Below are 14046 nucleotides of genomic sequence, written 5' to 3'. Positions count from 1 at the left end.
GAAGGGCCAACCATGGGCACGATGAAACACATGGGGGTTCAACGCGATGGCGCCAAGGACTATCTCTACTATGCGACCGATTGGATCTGGCCGCGGAACCATGACGCGCACATAAAGTCCCTCCTGTTGTTCTTCGACGGGGTGGCTCTCTCGCTATCAACGGATCTAGCGGCCGACGTACTGGATCGGAGCCCTGATCTCGCCCAGCCTCTGCATGACAAGGGGCTTCTGATCAACCTCGACCCTGCGGCTCACTTGAGTGCCGATGCCGCGAACCGCTTAGCCAGCGGGCTAACCGAGTGGCTCGAGCGGCAGCCCGACCCGCGGTCCTCGCTTCTCCCTCCGCTGACGTGGGATCCAGTTCCGGATGCGATGCCGCGGATGACGGGGACCCTCTTGGACGGGCATTGGGGGGCCGGGGTCCTTGAGGCGGTGAGGTTCGAACGGGCGATGCAACGGCAGGGCCTGGCTGTCCCCATTAGCGGGAAACTCTGGTTGGTAAGCCGCAACCTCCGGAAGGTGATCCTACTGGCCTACTGCCGAGCCCTTCATCGTGAAGTCCAGGCCTCCGACATCACTCTGCAGCCAGTGATGGTTGATCACCGTCAGGCACCCAGTTGGCCCATGCTGCCTGGTGATGAGCAGTTCAGGCGAAGCCAGAACACGCAGCGCGTGATCAAAGCGGACTGGCAACAGATCGGCGCCGATCTGTCTGCGGTTCCACTAGACGAGGTCTTGGACTTCAGGAGCCAGCACGGTTCAGACTTCCGCGCTTACGCGCGGGGATTGCGTGAACTAGTGCGCGCTGGCAACGAGATGTCTGACAGGCAGTTCGCGGCAGCCCCGCTTGACCGAAGCACGCGGATTGAACAAGAGGCCAAAGAACTACGGAAAACGCTCAGAGGAGCCTTCGGACGCAGCAGCGCAGGAGCCGCCCTTACGCTCGCCGGAGCTGCCTGGACGGGCACCCACGGAGACGACCTCCTCGGAGCACTCCTAGCAGCGACAGGCGCAGGTGTCGCTGTCACACGGCCTCAACGGCCCGAGACGGCCTACTCCTACCTCTTCCACATCGGCAAGAGATTCTGAGCGTCCAGCTGGTCAGACTGGGGTGGTGGAGAGGCGACCTGTTTGTGGTCGGTGGTCAATCCTCAACGGTGTCCACAAGCTCGCCGAGAAGGCGAGCAAGGACGGCTACATCAAGCACACCACCGTCGTCCGCAAGGCCGGCGGCGAGGGCACCGAGTACCCCACAGCCGTCCAGGACGTCTCCGGACCCGGCACGGCGCTGATGGAGCTGGACCAGGCAGCCCACCGCGCGATCGGCGTCGCCGCCGCCCTGGTCACCACCTGGATCACCCTGCGCAAGGAACGCCGGTGACCGGCTCTCTCCGCACCCGGTTAGAACGCGTACCCGCCTCCAGCGGCATCGCCCAACTCGCCGTCCAGCAGGTCGAAGACAACCTGAACGCCTGACGATGTCGACCCCCGCGAGCTCGCCGCGACCCTGCGCGAGCTCCAAGAGGACGTCGATGTCCCCGGCGGCCCCTTCCCTGCCCCCTCCCACCAGGCGGAGCAGATCGAGCCCTGCCGCGACGGCAACACTTCCTGCGCCCTGCACGAGGCCGCCGCCCTGATCACCAACCACACCGGGCGGCGCCTGCACTGGACTGCTCGCTCCCTCAACCCGCAAAGAGATGTCGCATGACCTCAGTGCTGTACCCGAACCTGTCCGACAACGGGCTGATCGTGCTGATCGGCGCCTCCGGCGCAGGCAAGTCCACCCTAGCCCGCACCTGGCCGGCCTCCCAGGTTCTCTCCCTCGATGCCCTGCGCGGGGTGCTCAGTGACGACTTCTCTGTCAAGTTCAGCGTGTCGAAATGAATCGTGACCCCAGGGTGGCCGCTGCGTCACCCTGACTTGGTTGGCGTGGACGGCGAAGAGGGCGTGGAGGAGTGAGCCGGGCCGGACGGCCCGGCTCGTCGACTGTTCCCCGGAGGGCTGGCGAATTACGCGAGCCCGGAGCTGCTGGGAAGTACCAGTGTCGAGTGCGTGTGGAGCGTGATGCGCACCGGTGTGAAGGTGGTGGCGTCCACCGGCGACTCACCGGTGCCGGGATTGCGGGCGTAGCGTGGGTGGGCGCCTCCGCTGATCTGCCAGCGTATGCGGTGGCCGACGGGCAAGCGGTGGGCGGTGGAGCTCATCGGCACGGTGACCTGCGAGGGCGCCTGTGCGGCCGTCTGGAGTCGGCTGAATCCGTCGCAGATGTTGACGGAGCGGCCTTGTGGGTCTACGTCGCACAGGCGGGTGAAGACATCGGCGTGTCCGGTGTCCGTGGAGATGCTCAGCCGTGCGGAGACGGGGCCCAGGATGTCCATGGGCTCGGTCAGTGGTGGGCCGGTGAATGTCAGGACGTCGTCTCGGGCCTCCAGAGTGGCGTTGTTCCGGGGACCGGCGGTGCGGGAGAGCAGTGGGCCGCCGAGGGAGGGGGTGGGGTCGGCCGGGTCGTAGCGGAACGCCGTCACGGGTGCGGAGTTTGCGGGTGTCTGCTGGGTGAGATGCCCGCCGGGGATGGGGTACCACGAGGTGGCAGTTGCGGCTGGCGGCCAGTCGTTGAGGTCCCGCCAGGTGTCTTCGCCGCCGATGTGCACGCGCACCGCGGTGGGACGCAGGCCGGAGGGATCGGCGTACAGGTGGGCGCGCAGCCACGCGAGGCTTTCGGCGAATACCTCGGGCCATCCTTGCTGCAGGGCGGAAGTGTGGGTCCAGGGACCGACGAGCAGGGCGGTCTCACATCCGGCCTGGCGCAGCCGGTCGTACTGCTCGAAGGTCTGGTCGACCAGTGCGTCGTGCCATCCGGTGATCAAAGCCGTGGGCACGCGGAGCCGCTCCGCCGACTCGGCCAACGACGCGCCGTGCCAGTAGGCGTCTTTGGCGTCCGGGTGTGTCATCACGTCGTCCAACCAGGGCAGTTCGCTGCCGAAGGCTGACACGTACGCCTTACGCAGGGGCTGCGCGGTGGTGACGTCGCGTAGGCGGCGCTGCAGGCGCAGCGTCGCCTTGAGGAACGGTGCCATGCCCTGGTGTTGGTAGTTCATGCCCACGCCCACGGCGAGGGCGTTCTCCAGGCGCAGCGCACCGTCTGCGTGGAACAGGGCGTAGGGATCGTGCAGCCCTACTTGCACCACCATTGCCTTGAGTTCTGGCGGTGGGTCCAAAGCGAGCCCCCATTGCACGTAGCCCAGGTAGCTGGGGCCGACGGTCCCCAGTGTTCCGTTGAACCAGGGTTGCTCGCGCAGCCAGGACACCGTGGCCTGGCCGTCGGCGGCCTCGTTGCGCCACAGATCGAACGTGCCGCCCGAACCTCCGGTGCCGCGGCAGCTCTGCAGGATCACGTGGAAGCCCTGTTCGGCGAAGAGCAGGCCGTACTGGGGTGACCACGGCAGGCCTCGGCCATAGGGCGAGCGGACCAGGAGGGTGGGGAAGTCGCCCTGGGCGCGCGGGAAGTAGTGGTCAGTGATCAACGGGCTGCCGTCGGCGGCCGGCACCAACAGTCCCGGCTCCCATCCGGCCTCGTGCCGTTTAGCCGGCAGGCCTCGCCAGGTCGCCCTCATCATCCGGGAGGACAGCGGCGGTTTTCCGGCGGGTGGCACCCAGGCTGGTCTGGCTACGCCATCGGGCGTGCGTGATGACATCGTTCCCCTCCTCTATTCTCGTACGATGTACGAGAATAGAGGATGCTTGGATGACCTTGACAAGAGCCGCCTCAACAACCAGGGGAAGGAGTGCGAGGCCGTGTCCAGCGACGGAAAGTCCGGTGCCGAGAGCGTCGATCCCGAACAGCTCTGGCTGCGTCCCACCGAGCCACGCAGGGGCCGCAGGCCCTCCTTCAGCCGGGAGGCGATCACCGCGGCAGCCGTCACTCTGGCGGACGCGGAAGGACTCGACGCGGTCACCATGCGCCGGGTGGCCGCGGAGGTCGGAGCGGGCGTCATGTCGCTCTACAGCTACGCCCCCGACAAGGAGACGCTGCTGGAACTGATGGTCGACCACGTCAGCGGCGAGCTCACGGTCACGAACCCACCCAGTGGCGACTGGCGTGTCGATCTGAAGACCGTGGCCCGACTGCAGCGCGCTCACATGTTGCGCCACCCCTGGCTGCCCGCCGCCTTGTCCACCCGCCGCGTTCCGGGCCCCAACACGCTGAACTTCCTGGAACACGTACTCGCCGTCCTGCGGCCCACCGGGCTGGACGGTGCGGCGAAGCTAGAGGTCTTCGCCCAGATCACCGCGTTCGTGGCCGGGTACGTTGCCCACGAGATCGCGCAGGCCGCAGTCTCACGATCACCGGACCGGGCCGCAGCCGAGGGCCGCTATCTTGCCGCTGTCGCCGCCGACGGCTGCCATCCGGAACTCGCCGAAGCCCTTTCCGCCCCCGGACGTCCCCTCACCCCTGACGCCACCTTCACCCGGTTCCTCAACCGCCTGATCGACGGCCTCGATACTGACTGATGCGCCACAGCTGTGACTGGCGTCCCGCCCGCGGCGCCTCCGAGGAACAGACCGTCGGCTTGTCCACGGCCACGGCCGCTACGAGGGCTGCCGCCAGCTCCGTTTTCGGCGGCAGCCCGGCTATCCACCGAGTGGGGCCTGCGTGGGCAGCGCGCGGATCACAGCATGGCGGTCGGCGAGCTGCTGGCCAAGGTGAAGGTTCTCCATCGTGGCCTGGTGTAGGGCACCGACCAGTGCCTCGGCGTCGGCTTTGAACTGGGCGAGCTCCTCGGCGTCAGCGGCTCGCAGTTCCATCAGCCGGCGGATCTGCTCGCGCAGGCGCCTCTCACTGTCCGGAGTGCCACCCCGGGCGCGGACCTTGTCGTAGAACTCATTCTTCAGGTCGGTATGCCGCTGGGTGAGTGCGTTGCGCGGGACACCGGCTTCGACGGCAAGGGCGACGATCGTCAGGGCGCCGTTGGAGCGTTCGGGTGTGCCGCGCAGGATGCGGTCCATCGCGGCACGGATGCGGTCGCGCTCGTCTGCGACGGGGCTCATGGGGTCGGCTCCTGGGAGCGGATGCGATCGTTGTTGTGGCGGTCGGCGAGATCGCGGAGATGGTCGGCACGTCGGGTGAGCCGGTCGGCGAGCGGGCGGGGCACAGCCTCCGAGGCGGCCTGCTTCTCCAACATCTGTGCGCGCTGCACGAGTTCGTCGGCGTGGCGGTCGGTGCGTGCGATGTTCGCACACGACGGCTGGCAGCGGTCGAGGCTGGGGGCGTCGGTGACATCGAGGCGGTGACACAAGGCGCGGTCGCGGTTGTAGACGCACATCAGGAACGAGTGCGGGTTGTCGTAGACGGTCAGGGCAGGGTTGCCCAGGATGTCCCGGGCCTGGCGGTGCGTGCGGATAGAGCGGCGAAGGCAGGGGCCTGGGCCGCGGCGTGGATCGCTCGCCGGGCGGCCAGCCCTGAGATCCCGGTTCCGGCGGCGAGGTCGTCGTGGAGGGCGGTGAGGGTGTCGGCGGTAGCCCGGGCGGTTTCGATGTCGAGCAGCTCGTGGATGCCGCCGCGGCCGTGGGCTAGCCGGCACTCATTGCGGTGCGCATGTGCCCGTACTGGATAGCCTGGGCCACCAGCCCGCCCGGTCTGCGCGCGATGTGCCAGGCCAGCGACCGGCGGAAGCGCGCCACGCCGAGTGCCCCGAAGGGATCGTCAGGGATGACTTCGTGGGGACGGTTCAGGCCCACCGCGAGGTCGGAGGCCCATTCGATGAAGTCCTCGGTCCGGTTGCGCATCGCCTCGAAGCCGACGACCCGGCCTGGGCCCGCTCCGAGCCCGATGCCGCAGCTGAAAGCCCGTGGCGGTGTAGCAGTGGGTCCGGCATCATCCCCATGTGATTGTGATGCAAGCCGTTCTGGAGATCTCCGTTGCCGACGACTTCGCGCTCTGGCCGGTGGGCGAGCACGAGTCATATGGCTACCTCGTGCTGAACGGGGAGCTGACTCCGGCGGAGGTCGGCACGGCGGTTATGCGGATCGCTGACTGCAACGACTTCGAGCCGGAGGAGGTGCACGGGCCGTGCCCGACCGACCCGCTCGGCACATTCCTGCACGGGTTGCTCACCATGCCTGACTTGTTCGCCGCCGGCGGCTTCCGGGTGACCGACAACGCCACCGACACCGTCTTCGTCGAGCCGGGCTGCTGCAACGGCCTGGAGACCTGGCGGGACTGGCTGGAGGTACTCGACGGCACTGGCTGCTCCTACTTCGGCCACGATCCGTCCTCGATGACCGAACGTCTTGGCGACATTGTCCGGCTGGCGCTCGACGCCCACGGGACGGACGGCAGCCCGGTGATCGAGCTGTCGGTAGACCAGGTACGCAGGCTCGTCGCCGGCGCCCAGCAGGATTTGCAGGACTTCCTCAGCCTTGCCGGGACCTGGGCTGAACAACACCTGCCGGCCCACGCTGCCGCCGTCACTGCCGCCCTGGCACGGACACTGGACCTGGCGCCCACACCATGACCAGCTTCCTGACCCACCGAGCGCACGTGCACGACGCCCGCCCACCCCTCCGCCGCCGGCACAGCGCGTTGCGGACCTGCATCACCCTCTTTGCGCCGTATGGCTTCCGGGCGACGTACCACCACCTCACGCTCAGCGCCGCGATCCCCCGGCGGCTGGAGGCGGACCCGGACGCGCTGGTGCGGGCGGTGGAGGAATTGCATGAGGCGCGGGTGCTGTGGCTCGCGAGGGCGGAGGAGTACGCCGCGCAACGCCGGGCGGAGAAGCGGGCTGGGCGGCGGGCTGTACCAGACCCGCGACCGTGGTGGCTGCGGAGCAGGTGGGACGGCCCGGACCGCGTCTGGTACCAAGACCCGTTTCGCCATCCGTCGCTGCGACTGTCCGAGTACGTCCGGCGGCAGAACGCGATTCTGGACGGTGCCGAGCCGCCCGGCTGCCCGGCTTGCGGGGATGAAGGACCGCGGGTGCTGAGCTCGACCGGGCACGGCTGGGTCGAGCTGTGCCGTGGGTGCGCGTGGGTACTGGCGCCATGTCCGTGCGGGCAGCGGCACCGCTTCGTGCCGGAGACCCCGTTCAACTGGAACGGGATCTGCCAGCGGGCGCACATGAGCGATGACGGCACTCCGAACCCGCATTGGCCTGCGGACTAGCCAGTTAGATGCGGCACGGCGAACGCTCGGAAAATCAGATCCCGCCAGCTTCGCCGGAACCCGTGCGCGGACCGCCGCAGCCATTAGCCGTGGGTGTCGATCCAGCGGGCCAGGACCTGGGCGGTCGGGAGCACGGTGTCCATCGAACCGCGGTGCACGATGGTCGCCGCCTGATTAAGGGACGGCAGGCCGAGGATCCGGAAGGCGCCGTCCTGGAGAGGGGCGGAGACCTGGACGGCGGCGTGGACGCTGATCCTGCCGCCGCCCTCCGGGGCGTCCTCGTAGTAGGCGACACCGGGGCCCGTGGGAGTGATACCTGCCGCCGCCAGGCACCGGAACAGCTCGTCGTAGAGCGGCCCGATGACCGGGCCGATGTCCTCGGGCTCGAAACTCGCGGCGATTGCGGTCAGCTCCGCCACCCGGACGGAAGGGACGCTCTTGATGACGACGTCGTTCGTGGGCATGTGCCCCTCACTCTCGATCGCTCGGAGCCTCGCCTCGACCTGGACCAGCCGTGCTCCCGCGGCAGCCATTGCGGTCTCCAGTTCGGCTCGCCGCAGCCGCAGCATGCCGCGCAGTTCCTCGAGGCTGACCTTCTCATCCACGATGTCCTGGACCTGCGGGAGAGTGAATCCGAGGTCCTTGAGCGCGATGATCCGGTTGAGACGGGAGAGCTGAGTAGCGGTGTAGGAGCCATAGCCGCTGGCGGGGTCGACGTAAGCCGGGCGCAGCAGTCCGGTCGCGTCGTAGTGACGCAGCATCCGGACCGAGACGCGGCCGTGCCGGGCGAAGTCTCCGATAGTGAACATGATGTCTCCGAGCTGACCGCCTGACACGGTGTGAGGGTCAAGAAGCGACTTGGCGGCCGGGGCAGCGAAAACTCGGGGCTCATCGGCCCAGTTGCAGTGCCCACAAGCGAGCCGTCCGTGACGAGACATCGCCACATGAGACATCCGGAAGCCCAGAGCCGTTTCACATTATGTGAAACGCTCCTCGGAAGACAGAATCGGTGGCATGCCACGACGTACCCGCAAGTCGGTTCCGCCCACAAAACCCCTGCTCAGAACGCCCCTTCGGGTCGGCAACCTCGACGCAGCAGCGGTTGTAGGCGAGCTGCGCCAACTACATGAAGATGCCGAGGACCCGTCAATTGACAGGATGCCGGACGATGAAGAGCTCTTCCGGGCTCTCCTCTATCTGGAGAGGCAGGCAGGGGCTGTCAAGGACGACCAGGCGCGGCGCGATGCGGCAATCAAACGCGTGTGTCTTTGGCAGTACGTGCGTGAACAGACGGACATCCACCAGGCCAGGGCTGTCGCCGATGCACGGTCGGCAGGTGCAGAGTGGGGGGACTTGATGCCCGCCCTTGCTGTGAAGACACCGAGCGCGGCGTACAACAAGGCGACCCGACTGCGTGCTGCTGCGCTCGTAGCTCAAGGGGAGCCGGCGGTTCGACGTACGCCTGAAGCTGTCCTTGAGGCCGAGCGCAGGATTGAAGCCCGGGCTATGGCAACGCGTCGGGCTGAGGAAGAAGCGGCCCGACGCCACGAGCTACTTGTGCCAGTGGCTCAGCGACTCCTTGACTGCCGCAACGAACTGGTAGAGGACGAGGACGTGGAGTTCTGGCTGGAGCAGATCGAAGCGGTACTCCCCCACTGCACGACAGCAACACAGATGGTGAGCCTCGGGACCTATGTAGAGGCTCTGGTACGCGTCCTGCGAATGCTTAGTCGCCATAGCCCGCAAGCGGTGTGCGCTACTGATGAAGCGAGGTCGGCTTACGCAGCTGCGGCAGAGTTGCTCCGCCGGTGACTGAAGGCCGTCGTGGTTGGCACTGACCCGACTCGGGTCGCGGCGTCCGGCCGACCAGGTTCCTTCAACTCCCCTATGTCGGGGCTGTTCCGGAAGCCCCAGCGAGTGCCTCGAACCCACCCCTGCTGTGCCAGACAGAGCTGGCGGTTGAAGTCCTGATGTCCATGCCGGAGTCGGCGTCAGGCTGGATCCTGCATCCTCATCGAAGTAGCTTGCTCCAGCTGCCGACGAAGAGGCCCACGATGAACCAGGATGACGCCCTCAAGCAACTCAGCCACATGGCGCGGGAGAGGGCATTCGGTAGACGCGTAGGGTCCGACCGACTGATCCAGGCAGGGCTGGACGCGCTGGTCGCCGGCGTCGACAGTCCTTCGCTCGCCATGCTAGCCGGACTCCTGCGGAGTGAAGAGGCCGAAGCCCCTGGACTCTTCGATCAAGTGCTGAAGGAACTAGGGCTGATCTTCCGCCCGCCGGATGACCCACGAGCCGCAAAATGGGCTATGGCCTACTGGGTAGCTGAACAGATCGCCGATGGATCGCTCGATCCTGCGACCGGGACGCACCTCATCTGGACAGACATAGCATATGACCTTGGGTTTCCCGAAGACCTGGAGCCACTGGTCCACTGCGCGCACAACCTGGACGGCTGGAACGAAACGTGGTGCGTCTCCGTTGAGGAACTCAACAGGGAAGCGATCGAGGCCGCGAAGCAGCTCCTGAGCAAGAGAAAAGCGCACGAGCCCGAGGGCTGACTGTCGGCATGCGGCACCGGGGTGGTTCGTCTTCTACCCCGCATCTGTCGCTCAGCGTGCGTGCATCACAGAAGGTGAGCCCGAACCACGACTCTCGGACATGACCATTCACTGAAGCCGCAAGCAAGAGCGTGATCTTCGAAGGTCTCGGTCAACCGCTCGCAGACCGCCGGACCATGTTCGTCGCCTGCTGCAGCTAGATCTTCCAAGGGCCGCACGCCGACGGGTCCAATGCCGGTGAGCATTGCCCGCCCTTTCACTGACGGACAAGTGATACTGAGGGGCGTTCATGTGAAAGGGTGTCGCTTCTTGCGGGGCGGCCTTGCGTCTTCAGCGGTGACGGTCCCCCGCCATGAAGGTGCCCGCTGGAGGCCTCTACGCGCGGGCAGCGCGGTGGCGCCGACACGCGGCGACCTCCGCGGCCCGGGCCGCGTCTCAGCGTGTGCCTTACGGTCCGCGTTCCACAGCCCGCTGGGGCTGGCGCAAACGGTTCCATAGGGAGGCACAGCCGGTGTCCCGGTGGAAACATCGAGGTGTCAGAGTCACCCCCAAGGGTCTGCTTTGCGACGTCTGGCTATTACGGCGTAATAGCCCGGGTCGTCTCACTCTCCCACTCGGCCAGGGTGTCTTGACTCGGTGCCGTCCTGTCCCGCGGTCTATTACGGCGTAATAGTTGGGGCGTCCCTCGTGCTCGGTGCTTGGCACAAACTGCCCTTGGCAGGGTGACAACGGTGCTCCGCCGCACGATGCGGAGAAGTAGGATCTTGGGTGTGCGGCTCCGCTACAACTACCGGGCCTACCCGGATGCCTCCCAACGCCGTGCTCTGGCACGTGCGTTCGGGTGCGCCCGCGTGGTGTGGAACGACTGCCTGCGCGACCGGAAGGAAGCGCACGCGGCCGGACTGCCGTACGTGAAGTCGGCCGAGTTGTCCCGGCTTCGCATCACCCAGGCCAAGCGCACCGAGGAACGCGCCTGGCTCACCGACGTGTCGGCGGTCGTCCTGCAACAGTCTCTGCGGGACCTGGACACCGCCTACAAAAACTTCTTCGACTCGGCCAGGGGCAAGCGGCAGGGCTGCAAGGTAGGCCCGCCCCGGTACAAATCGAAGAAGGACACCCGGCAGTCGATCCGCCTCAACACCAACGCCTTCTCCCTTCAGGACAACGGCACGGTGTACGTGGCCAAGATCGGCAGTCTCAAGGTGAAGTGGTCGCGTCGGCTTCCGTCCGCTCCCACGTCTTTGACCGTCACCAAGGACAGCTCCGGCCGGTACTTCCTCAGCTTCGTCGTGGACACCGAGCCGGACGTCCTGCCCGAGGTGGAAGCGGAAACCGGTATCGACCTCGGCCTGTCCGCCTTCGCCGTCCTCTCGGACGGCCGAAAGATCGACAGCCCCCGCTTCCTGCGCCGGGCGGAGAAGAAACTCAGACGCCTTCAGCGGGAGCTGTCCCGCAAGGCCAAGGGATCGAAGAACCGGGCCAAGGCCCGTATCAAGGTCGCACGCCAGTACGCCAAGGTGGCGGACCGGCGCCGGGACTGGCATCACAAGGCTTCCACACAGATCATTCGCGACAACCAAGCGGTGTACGTGGAAGACCTCGCGGTGTCCGGCCTCGGCCGCACCCGGCTCGCCAAGTCCGTGCACGACGCGGGATGGTCCGCGTTCGTCGGCATGCTGGAGTACAAGGCAGTCAGGCACGGCCGCACCTTCGTCAAGGTGGACCGCGCTTTCCCGTCCTCACAGGTCTGCTCGGCCTGCGGGTTCCGGGACGGACCCAAGCCCCTGCACATCCGCGAGTGGACGTGCGGCGAGTGCGCCACCGTGCACGACCGCGACCACAACGCAGCACGCAACGTCCTCTTCGAAGGACGCCGTATCGTCGTCGCCGGACGGGCGGAGACGCCAAACGCCTGTGGAGTGCCGGTAAGACGGGCACACGTGCCCGCGCAGCGCGGTGAAGCAGGAAGCCCTCGGAAGAGTCGGACGACCCAGGCCGCAATCCCTGGACTTTAGGCCAGGGAGCACGTCAACCGCGCCCTCCAGCACCTGGACACGTTCACCTGGCGGGGACGGGACTTCGGGGCTTGGCTGGTCACGATCGCCCGCAATCTCGTCGCAGACCACTTCGCCTCAGCCCGCTTCAGGCTCGAAGTGACGTCGGGCAACCTCTTGGACAGCGGCGATACCGAGCGAAGTCCGGAAGACATCGGCATCGACAGCTTGCGCAACGCGGCGCTGGCGGAAGCTGTCGACCGGCTTCCCCACCGCATGCGACATGTGACCTGGCTGTGGGCCCTCGGCACCCCGACCGCCTACATCGCGCAGCAGCTGCGGATCACTCCCAGCACCGTACGGGTCCACCTTCACCAAGCGCGCCAGCGCCTTGCCTGTGACCCTCTCCTGGCGTCCCTCGCCGCCACTCCTTGATCGTCACGAACCAACGTGGGGTGTCTTGCCTCAACCGATCTGAGGGCGCGGCGCTGTGCCTGACCGGGACTGGCGCCTGGCGACTCGGTCATTGTGAGACACGAGGGCTCATCGGCCGGAGTGCCTTCGGTTTGCTGACGGTTGGTGTCTCGTCGGGTCGAGGCAGCTAGGGCAGGCGCCCTGACTCGACTGGGAACGGAGGGGTCATGTGCGCTGAACTACTGTCGTAAGACGGGCAATTACGGCGTAGGGGCCGAGCTGCTCGTCTGTCGGAGGCGTCCCAGCCTATTACGCCGTAATAGCTTCAGCCTGCCGGAACGTGTGCTCCCGGTTGAAGAGGCGGAGGAAGCCTGCCACCACAGACCCACCTCGGCGGCCGTCGGGCTGGTGCGGGAGGACCACAGCCACAGGGGCAGTGGCTCGGCGTCGCCTGGCGGCCTGGCGACCTCCAGGCGGATCAAGGTGCGCAGCGCGAGGGCGTCACTGGCCGCCGCGGCGCCATTCATAGCGCCACGCCGCGCCGAGGTAGCGATCCTCGCCCGGGTAGTCGGGTTGCGGCGGGCCAAGGCGGCGTGCCCCTTCCACGCACCGTTCGTCGTCGTGGAGGGCGAGCCCGTATACGGCGATGGTCTGGACCCGGCGGTCCGCGTCGTCCAGCAGAGCGGCCAGGGCATTGGTGAATACGGGGTCCCGGTCCTTGCCCTCGGCGACCGTGAGGCAGGCGTACTGCCGTACCGCTGCCTCCGGGTCGGTGATCAGCTCCAGCAGCGCCTTGCGGACGGCGTCGGAGAAGACAGGTGGTGAGGACCAGGTGCTGAACCCCTGGGCTACCGCCTGCCGTACTCGGGCGTCGCGGTGGCCGGCGTGTGGCAGGAGCGCTGCCTCCGCGCGGGGGCCGGGGTGTTCTCCGAGCGCGACCAGCACCTCGGTGAGCACGGCGAGATCCGTCTCCTTGGCCGACCAGTCGGTGAAGATGTCCAGGGCCGGGCCGGTGAACGCGTCCTCGTCGCTGCCGTCGAACAGATGGGTCAGTCGTAGGACCTCGGCACCGAACAATCGGCGGAACGGGTCGGGATGTGTGCGCAGTGTCGCGGCAGCCGTCCAGGTCTCCTTGTCGCGTCGGTGGGCCGGCAGGATGGTGGCACTTCCCCACGCGGTGTGGTCCTGGTCGGGGTGGGCCAACGTGCGGTCCATCAGTTCCTCGAAGGAGACGCGGATGCCGAGCAGTTCCTCCAGGCGCGTGAGGATCGCCGCATGCCCGTCCCGTACCGTCATCCCGCCGAGGGAGCACTCGTCGACGCTGTTGAACTCGTCGTCCTGGACCCGGGTACGGCCGACGGCATTTTCGGCCCCTGTGCGACGGCGCAGCTCGACTTCGATCCCCGTCTCGTGCCAGTGACGCGCAGGGTCCCGCATGTCCAGCAGCTCGGACTTGCGGTACCGTCCCCGCACCCTGTCATGCAGGAGCATCTCGACCAACGCTGGCGACCCCCAGTCGACCGCTGCGCGCAACGGGAGCGGACCGTCCGGCCCGCACCGCTCGGGATCGGCGCCGTGCTCGAGCAGCAGTTGGACGATGGGTGCGGAGTAGGTCCGGACGGCCAGCCAGAACACGGGCGTTCCGTGGGCGTCGCGCACGTCGGGGTCGCTGCCCTCCAAAAGAAGCCTTTTCACCAGGTCGGTGTCAGCGACACGAACCGCGGCTATCAAGGGAGACTCGCCGTCTACTGCGCCGCTCGAACTCGTACCCGTACCCATGGCTCTCCCCCGTCGCGTTCCCGCAGCTCGTGAGGTCTAGACGAGTCTTTCCAAATGCCTGCGGGCGCGAGGAGAGGGTGTCCATGATCGTTTGTGACGACGAACCTGGACACCCTCGTGACCGCACTCT

At 67.1% G+C, this 14046-nt stretch carries 14 protein-coding genes and 2 pseudogenes; 10 read left to right on the top strand and 6 right to left on the bottom strand.

Annotation, left to right across the window (positions count from 1 at the left end):
• Positions 1-12 precede the first annotated feature (12 nt).
• From ACFZDC_RS37585 to ACFZDC_RS37575, 3 genes and pseudogenes are all read left to right on the top strand, one after another.
• Positions 13-1089, top strand: coding sequence for a hypothetical protein (locus tag ACFZDC_RS37585; RefSeq protein ID WP_391330997.1), 1077 nt, complete (start codon positions 13-15; stop codon positions 1087-1089).
• A 25-nt stretch (positions 1090-1114) separates the two neighbouring features.
• Positions 1115-1381 (top strand): hypothetical protein, encoded by a 267-nt coding sequence (locus ACFZDC_RS37580; RefSeq protein WP_391330995.1) that lies wholly within the window; start codon positions 1115-1117, stop codon positions 1379-1381.
• A 323-nt stretch (positions 1382-1704) separates the two neighbouring features.
• A pseudogene (locus ACFZDC_RS37575) lies at positions 1705-1854 on the top strand (AAA family ATPase); the annotation flags it as partial.
• A gap of 155 nt (positions 1855-2009) precedes the next feature.
• Here ACFZDC_RS37575 and ACFZDC_RS37570 read toward each other — a convergent pair.
• Entirely contained in the window at positions 2010-3614 is a 1605-nt protein-coding gene (locus ACFZDC_RS37570; protein ID WP_391330993.1) for a CocE/NonD family hydrolase, read from the bottom strand.
• 181 nt (positions 3615-3795) lie between these two features.
• Between ACFZDC_RS37570 and ACFZDC_RS37565 the strand changes: the two genes are divergently transcribed.
• On the top strand, positions 3796-4512 hold the full coding sequence (locus ACFZDC_RS37565) for a TetR/AcrR family transcriptional regulator C-terminal domain-containing protein (protein ID WP_391330991.1): 717 nt from the start codon (positions 3796-3798) through the stop codon (positions 4510-4512).
• Positions 4513-4632: 120 nt separating this feature from the next.
• Here ACFZDC_RS37565 and ACFZDC_RS37560 read toward each other — a convergent pair whose 3' ends face one another.
• The 3 genes from ACFZDC_RS37560 to ACFZDC_RS37550 all read right to left on the bottom strand — a co-directional run bounded on the left by ACFZDC_RS37560 (position 4633) and on the right by ACFZDC_RS37550 (position 5787).
• A complete protein-coding gene (locus ACFZDC_RS37560) occupies positions 4633-5049 on the bottom strand; it encodes a hypothetical protein (RefSeq protein ID WP_391330989.1) in 417 nt (138 codons plus the stop codon).
• A complete protein-coding gene (locus ACFZDC_RS37555) occupies positions 5046-5324 on the bottom strand; it encodes a hypothetical protein (RefSeq protein ID WP_391330987.1) in 279 nt (92 codons plus the stop codon). The genes ACFZDC_RS37560 and ACFZDC_RS37555 overlap by 4 nt, the downstream gene beginning before the upstream one ends.
• 247 nt (positions 5325-5571) lie before the next feature.
• A complete protein-coding gene (locus ACFZDC_RS37550) occupies positions 5572-5787 on the bottom strand; it encodes a hypothetical protein (protein ID WP_391330985.1) in 216 nt (71 codons plus the stop codon).
• A gap of 107 nt (positions 5788-5894) precedes the next feature.
• On the opposite strand from ACFZDC_RS37550, the gene ACFZDC_RS37545 reads away from it, so the two are divergent.
• On the top strand, positions 5895-6515 hold the full coding sequence (locus ACFZDC_RS37545; RefSeq protein WP_391331097.1) for a hypothetical protein: 621 nt from the start codon (positions 5895-5897) through the stop codon (positions 6513-6515).
• A complete protein-coding gene (locus ACFZDC_RS37540; RefSeq protein ID WP_391330983.1) occupies positions 6512-7165 on the top strand; it encodes a hypothetical protein in 654 nt (217 codons plus the stop codon). Before ACFZDC_RS37545 ends, ACFZDC_RS37540 begins: the two co-directional genes overlap by 4 nt.
• 83 nt (positions 7166-7248) lie before the next feature.
• Here ACFZDC_RS37540 and ACFZDC_RS37535 read toward each other — a convergent pair whose 3' ends face one another.
• Positions 7249-7974, bottom strand: a complete 726-nt coding sequence (locus ACFZDC_RS37535; RefSeq protein WP_391330981.1) for a MerR family transcriptional regulator — start codon at positions 7972-7974, stop codon at positions 7249-7251.
• A gap of 205 nt (positions 7975-8179) precedes the next feature.
• Between ACFZDC_RS37535 and ACFZDC_RS37530 the strand changes: the two genes are divergently transcribed.
• From ACFZDC_RS37530 to ACFZDC_RS37515, 4 genes and pseudogenes are all read left to right on the top strand, one after another.
• The gene (locus ACFZDC_RS37530) at positions 8180-8977 is read left to right on the top strand and encodes a hypothetical protein (RefSeq protein WP_391330979.1); all 798 of its coding nucleotides are present in this window, start codon (positions 8180-8182) and stop codon (positions 8975-8977) included.
• A gap of 242 nt (positions 8978-9219) precedes the next feature.
• Positions 9220-9729 carry a hypothetical protein gene (locus tag ACFZDC_RS37525; protein WP_391330977.1) on the top strand — a complete coding sequence of 170 codons (510 nt, stop codon included), beginning with the start codon at positions 9220-9222 and terminating at the stop codon, positions 9727-9729.
• Between the two features lie 770 nt (positions 9730-10499).
• Complete coding sequence (locus tag ACFZDC_RS37520; RefSeq protein WP_391331095.1) at positions 10500-11744, top strand: RNA-guided endonuclease TnpB family protein; 1245 nt, start codon at positions 10500-10502, stop codon at positions 11742-11744.
• A gap of 30 nt (positions 11745-11774) precedes the next feature.
• Positions 11775-12158, top strand: a pseudogene (locus tag ACFZDC_RS37515) (sigma-70 family RNA polymerase sigma factor); the annotation flags it as partial.
• Positions 12159-12638: 480 nt separating this feature from the next.
• Here the strand turns inward: ACFZDC_RS37515 and ACFZDC_RS37510 are convergent.
• Positions 12639-13916, bottom strand: coding sequence for an ankyrin repeat domain-containing protein (locus ACFZDC_RS37510; protein WP_391330975.1), 1278 nt, complete (start codon positions 13914-13916; stop codon positions 12639-12641).
• Positions 13917-14046 lie beyond the last annotated feature (130 nt).

It is taken from the genome of Streptomyces sp. NPDC007905 (genome assembly GCF_042959345.1).
Lineage (GTDB): Bacteria > Actinomycetota > Actinomycetes > Streptomycetales > Streptomycetaceae > Streptomyces.
Note: the sequence above shows the minus strand (reverse complement) of the source record. Positions and strands in the feature narration are given on the sequence as shown.

What these genes read in the sequence shown, in the direction of transcription:
- ACFZDC_RS37585 (WP_391330997.1), top strand. Translation starts at nt 13, where the DNA reads ATGGGCACGATGAAACACATGGGGGTTCAACGCGATGGCGCCAAGGAC.
- ACFZDC_RS37570 (WP_391330993.1), bottom strand. Translation starts at nt 3,614, where the DNA reads ATGAGGGCGACCTGGCGAGGCCTGCCGGCTAAACGGCACGAGGCCGGA.
- ACFZDC_RS37560 (WP_391330989.1), bottom strand. Translation starts at nt 5,049, where the DNA reads ATGAGCCCCGTCGCAGACGAGCGCGACCGCATCCGTGCCGCGATGGAC.
- ACFZDC_RS37555 (WP_391330987.1), bottom strand. Translation starts at nt 5,324, where the DNA reads ATGTGCGTCTACAACCGCGACCGCGCCTTGTGTCACCGCCTCGATGTC.
- ACFZDC_RS37550 (WP_391330985.1), bottom strand. Translation starts at nt 5,787, where the DNA reads ATGCGCAACCGGACCGAGGACTTCATCGAATGGGCCTCCGACCTCGCG.
- ACFZDC_RS37545 (WP_391331097.1), top strand. Translation starts at nt 5,895, where the DNA reads ATGCAAGCCGTTCTGGAGATCTCCGTTGCCGACGACTTCGCGCTCTGG.
- ACFZDC_RS37540 (WP_391330983.1), top strand. Translation starts at nt 6,512, where the DNA reads ATGACCAGCTTCCTGACCCACCGAGCGCACGTGCACGACGCCCGCCCA.
- ACFZDC_RS37535 (WP_391330981.1), bottom strand. Translation starts at nt 7,974, where the DNA reads ATGTTCACTATCGGAGACTTCGCCCGGCACGGCCGCGTCTCGGTCCGG.
- ACFZDC_RS37530 (WP_391330979.1), top strand. Translation starts at nt 8,180, where the DNA reads ATGCCACGACGTACCCGCAAGTCGGTTCCGCCCACAAAACCCCTGCTC.
- ACFZDC_RS37525 (WP_391330977.1), top strand. Translation starts at nt 9,220, where the DNA reads ATGAACCAGGATGACGCCCTCAAGCAACTCAGCCACATGGCGCGGGAG.
- ACFZDC_RS37510 (WP_391330975.1), bottom strand. Translation starts at nt 13,916, where the DNA reads ATGGGTACGGGTACGAGTTCGAGCGGCGCAGTAGACGGCGAGTCTCCC.